The sequence below is a fragment of the Aliterella sp. E5.1 genome (assembly GCF_057473825.1).
Window position 1 is genome coordinate 1 of the sequence record NZ_JBYCCV010000193.1, and the last position, 3,572, is coordinate 3,572.

The following is a 3,572-nucleotide window of genomic DNA, read 5'->3' on the forward strand; positions in this document are numbered from 1 at the left end:
ACTGCCTATGGAGGCTGAGTAAGTCCAACATCGTCACTAGATGATGAAGGCATCGGCTGATGAAGTGGGAAGCTCCGAGGACGAATAAAACCGTCCCTGAATTGAGCTTGGTTGGAAGCCCCAACCTCGCAAAGCAGGTTGGGGTACTTCACTCTACATTAATACGGGTAGCTCAATTTGGCTGGAAACGACTATGCAAACCAATCTATTCCCGCACAAAGTGCGATCGCGCTACATGATTGGACTGCAATTGTTGTTCTAGCTCTACCCAGTTTTTTTGTTCGATTAAGTCAATTACTCGATCTAAGTTATGACGATAGTGTTGCAGACTTCTAAGCAATTCCTCGCGGTTGTAACACGCCATCATCAAACCTAATTCGGGATTTCCCCCACCTACGCGGCTAGTATCTCGAAAGCCAGAACTAGCAAGGTTTTGGGCTAACTTTAAAACTTCTGGGTTATCTTCACTTTGACAAGTAGCAATCAACGAGCCACTTACCATTACAGGTAAGTGCGAAATCCAACTAACAGCGCGATCGTGATCTTGAGGGTTACAGTGATAAATTTTTGCCCTTAGACCTTTGACAATTTTCTCAACGATTGCTATGACTGGAGTAGGCGTAGATTCGATCGGTGTTAGCACGTAAGGCTTAGAAACAAACAAATTGGTTTGCGCCGCTTCAATGCCACTATCGGAGTTTCCCGCCATTGGATGTCCGCCAACAAAGTTTGACCATAAAGACGCTATTGCGTCTACTACTGGCGCTTTAACCGAACCCACATCGGTTAATACAGTGGCGGGATTGAGAATGGGAATTAGTTGGTTTACGGTAGGAACAATCGCCGCTATTGGCGTACAAATAAATATGACTTCCGCCTCCGCCAGAATCCCAAAGTCTATACTTGCCGAATCCACCACGCCACGAGCAATTGCTTTTTGACACACTTGTTCGCGCCGACTTACGCCCAAAACCTTGTAGCCGCAGGCGCGTAAATCTAACCCTAAAGAGCCGCCAATTAATCCAAGTCCAACAATGCCAATAGTCATAAATCAATACAAACACAGCTAGGGTAATCTTGCCAACGGTAAAGTAAGTAATGATGTTGTGGAGTAAAAAAGATGGGTTTGCGTGATCGCTTTAGTAAATTAACTGGTGGTACTCGTTATGTTGTCTGTCGTCTATTTTTGCATCTAGCAGGGCAAGAAGTAGCACCAATATTGGGAGTTTTAAATCGTACCGCTAGGGCCGCTATTGACTCAGATGGTGACTTGGAAGTATTAGGAGAAGGATTAGTTGAAGTATGTCAAACTTTGCTGCAATACGATGAGTATTGGCTCTCGGCGGCTAACGAAGGCGATGTATTTTGGAGTGAAGGAGAAGCAGGAGATTATGTAAATGAGTTATTTACCGACTCCGCACAGCGCTACCTCAGCGAACCAGATTTTAGCAACACTCCGACAGACGAGCCTTTGTCTATACCTATTACTCATAACTTGGTAGTCATGATTACGGCGGCTTTTACTGGAGAAGTACCAGAACTTGAAACCGATCTTTCTAATGTATCAGCGCTCAAAGATGGCTTGAAAGCGCTGATTAATCTTCATCACCAAGAAAAATTGCAAGCAATTCAGGTGCATTTTTCTCCCGCGCAACTGGGAGATGAATTGACTAACGATCAGTTGTTGCAGAATTTTACAGAGTTGATTCCTTTATAAAGTTATCTCCATCGAGAGAGCTACAAGCGCGATCGCTCTATATAATCCTAAACTTTGCATGGTAATTTACATTTATTCCTTGAGTTAAAAGCACAAAATTATGCAAGAACCTCCAACCCAGCCAGTAACAACCAATACCCCTAATGTGAAGGTAACTATAGAACCCGAACCTCAGACAGCTTTCTCGCCAACTAATCAATCTATCCAAAAAGGACAATGGATAGTTACTCAGCTTGTGAGCTTTTTATCGCAACTATCGGAAAACTTAGGCAGTTTTTTTGGCGAAAATCAGCAGCTACTAATCAACTTAGGACTGATTTTCGGCGCAATTATTGCTTTTAGGGTTAGTTTGGCAGTAATAGCAGCTATTAATGAGATTCCTTTAGTAGCGCCAACCTTTGAATTAGTTGGAATTGGCTACTCCATCTGGTTTATCAGTCGCTATTTGCTCAGTACCTCAAGTCGGCAAGAGTTGACCCAAAAAATTCAGGGATTTCTAGATAAGTAACTTGTGTTGTTGGCGATCGCTTTAGTTTAACTTCTTTGGCGATCGCCTATTAAGAAAAATGTTTTGAGATTCTTTTTAGGCGATCGCTCTTTCGCAGGCGAGTAGTTATCCACCTTTGAAACGTAAGAAGTTTATACTTATATTTAATAATTAGACAGATTTTTAGTATTAATTTGCGAGTAAATTTATGCTACTAGAATTAAATTAATTGGTCGTACAACCTAGTCAACAATTGTTATTAAAAAATATTTCTTGGCAGATATATGAAAATACTTTAGACGTATCGCTTGACTAAAGCACTGCTATCTATAAAATAAACTGTCATTTAGCAGCGTTCTTCAATAATTATTTCAGAAATTGGTTTACCCTGAACTTGTACAAGTTGCCGTCTTTTGGATTGGTGAGAGATTTTCTTAATTTGTGGCACTAATCCAGAATCCACTAATGCTTGGTGGAAGGCAATTTGTTTAGCTGTCTGTTCATGATTAGTAAGGCGTTCTTGAACAGCGCGATCGAGTTTTTGTAACTCCACTGGTTCAAGAAATTGGAGTTTATTAAGTATTTGGCTCAGAATTGCCTGAGACATCAGTATTTACCTAAAATTAGGGTTATTTTGATGTCTATTTTACACAGTGCAGCTTTGAAATCTAACAAATACTGCGCTTCCGATGACGAAAAATAGCCCAACAAATAGATTTACCAGATGGCGATCGCATTTGGCGCAAATTTTTCGGTAATTTCTGCACTGTATAACGGCAAAATGCAAAGGCAGCAGACAACCTCGAACTCTCACGAGATAACCTCCTACTGTCCGCACCAACGCAGTGTCAGGCTTAATGCAAAGTGATTAGTCTCTTAATAATACTCGAAATCCTGCCTGCTGACACTCATTTTCAGTAGTTAGTACATCAGTGATACCTCGATCTTGCATCACGATGAATGATATGCAGTCTACTAAACCCCATTCTTTGTCTTCTCGTTGCTTAAACAAATTGAATGCTAGCTTATATAGACTATTAGTTAATAAAACGACTTCGACACTGGGATCTGTTTCGAGGGATTCCAAAAGTTGGATTGCCGCTGTTCTGTATCTTTGCTGATACCAAGTTGCGTTCTAACAAAGTAGCTATAGAGGAGGGAAGAAAGTTAGAGAGCGAAGACGGTCTGGGTCAGCACAAAGTTCTAATAGACCTAAGCTAAGTTCATCTTCAACCTTGTCCGGTAGTGCGTCAGATTATTGTGGGATAGGTCACGATATCATTCCAAGTCCATGGTCGAGAGGTTAATCCTGCTCGTTGTGCGGCAGTGGACTTGAACCGACTATGCTGCCAAATCCAATTGAAGTAA

At 41.4% G+C, this 3,572-nt stretch carries 5 protein-coding genes and 1 pseudogene; 2 read left to right on the plus strand and 4 right to left on the minus strand.

Annotated features, from left to right (window positions below; genetic code table 11):
* Nucleotides 1-205: 205 nt before the first annotated feature.
* On the minus strand, nucleotides 206-1,048 hold the full coding sequence (locus AC2VE5_RS24750) for a prephenate/arogenate dehydrogenase (protein ID WP_486890267.1): 843 nt from the start codon (nucleotides 1,046-1,048) through the stop codon (nucleotides 206-208).
* 72 nt (nucleotides 1,049-1,120) lie between these two features.
* On the opposite strand from AC2VE5_RS24750, the gene AC2VE5_RS24755 reads away from it, so the two are divergent.
* On the plus strand, nucleotides 1,121-1,717 hold the full coding sequence (locus AC2VE5_RS24755; RefSeq protein ID WP_486890268.1) for a DUF1517 domain-containing protein: 597 nt from the start codon (nucleotides 1,121-1,123) through the stop codon (nucleotides 1,715-1,717).
* A 100-nt stretch (nucleotides 1,718-1,817) separates the two neighbouring features.
* Nucleotides 1,818-2,225 (plus strand): CAAD domain-containing protein, encoded by a 408-nt coding sequence (locus tag AC2VE5_RS24760; protein WP_486890269.1) that lies wholly within the window; start codon nucleotides 1,818-1,820, stop codon nucleotides 2,223-2,225.
* Nucleotides 2,226-2,550: 325 nt separating this feature from the next.
* Here the strand turns inward: AC2VE5_RS24760 and AC2VE5_RS24765 are convergent, their stop codons facing one another.
* The 3 genes and pseudogenes from AC2VE5_RS24765 to AC2VE5_RS24775 form a co-directional block, all read right to left on the minus strand.
* Nucleotides 2,551-2,811 carry a hypothetical protein gene (locus tag AC2VE5_RS24765; protein WP_486890270.1) on the minus strand — a complete coding sequence of 87 codons (261 nt, stop codon included), beginning with the start codon at nucleotides 2,809-2,811 and terminating at the stop codon, nucleotides 2,551-2,553.
* A gap of 261 nt (nucleotides 2,812-3,072) precedes the next feature.
* On the minus strand, nucleotides 3,073-3,291 hold the full coding sequence (locus tag AC2VE5_RS24770; RefSeq protein WP_486890271.1) for a type II toxin-antitoxin system VapC family toxin: 219 nt from the start codon (nucleotides 3,289-3,291) through the stop codon (nucleotides 3,073-3,075).
* 163 nt (nucleotides 3,292-3,454) lie between these two features.
* Nucleotides 3,455-3,572: pseudogene (locus tag AC2VE5_RS24775) on the minus strand (IS1 family transposase); the annotation flags it as partial.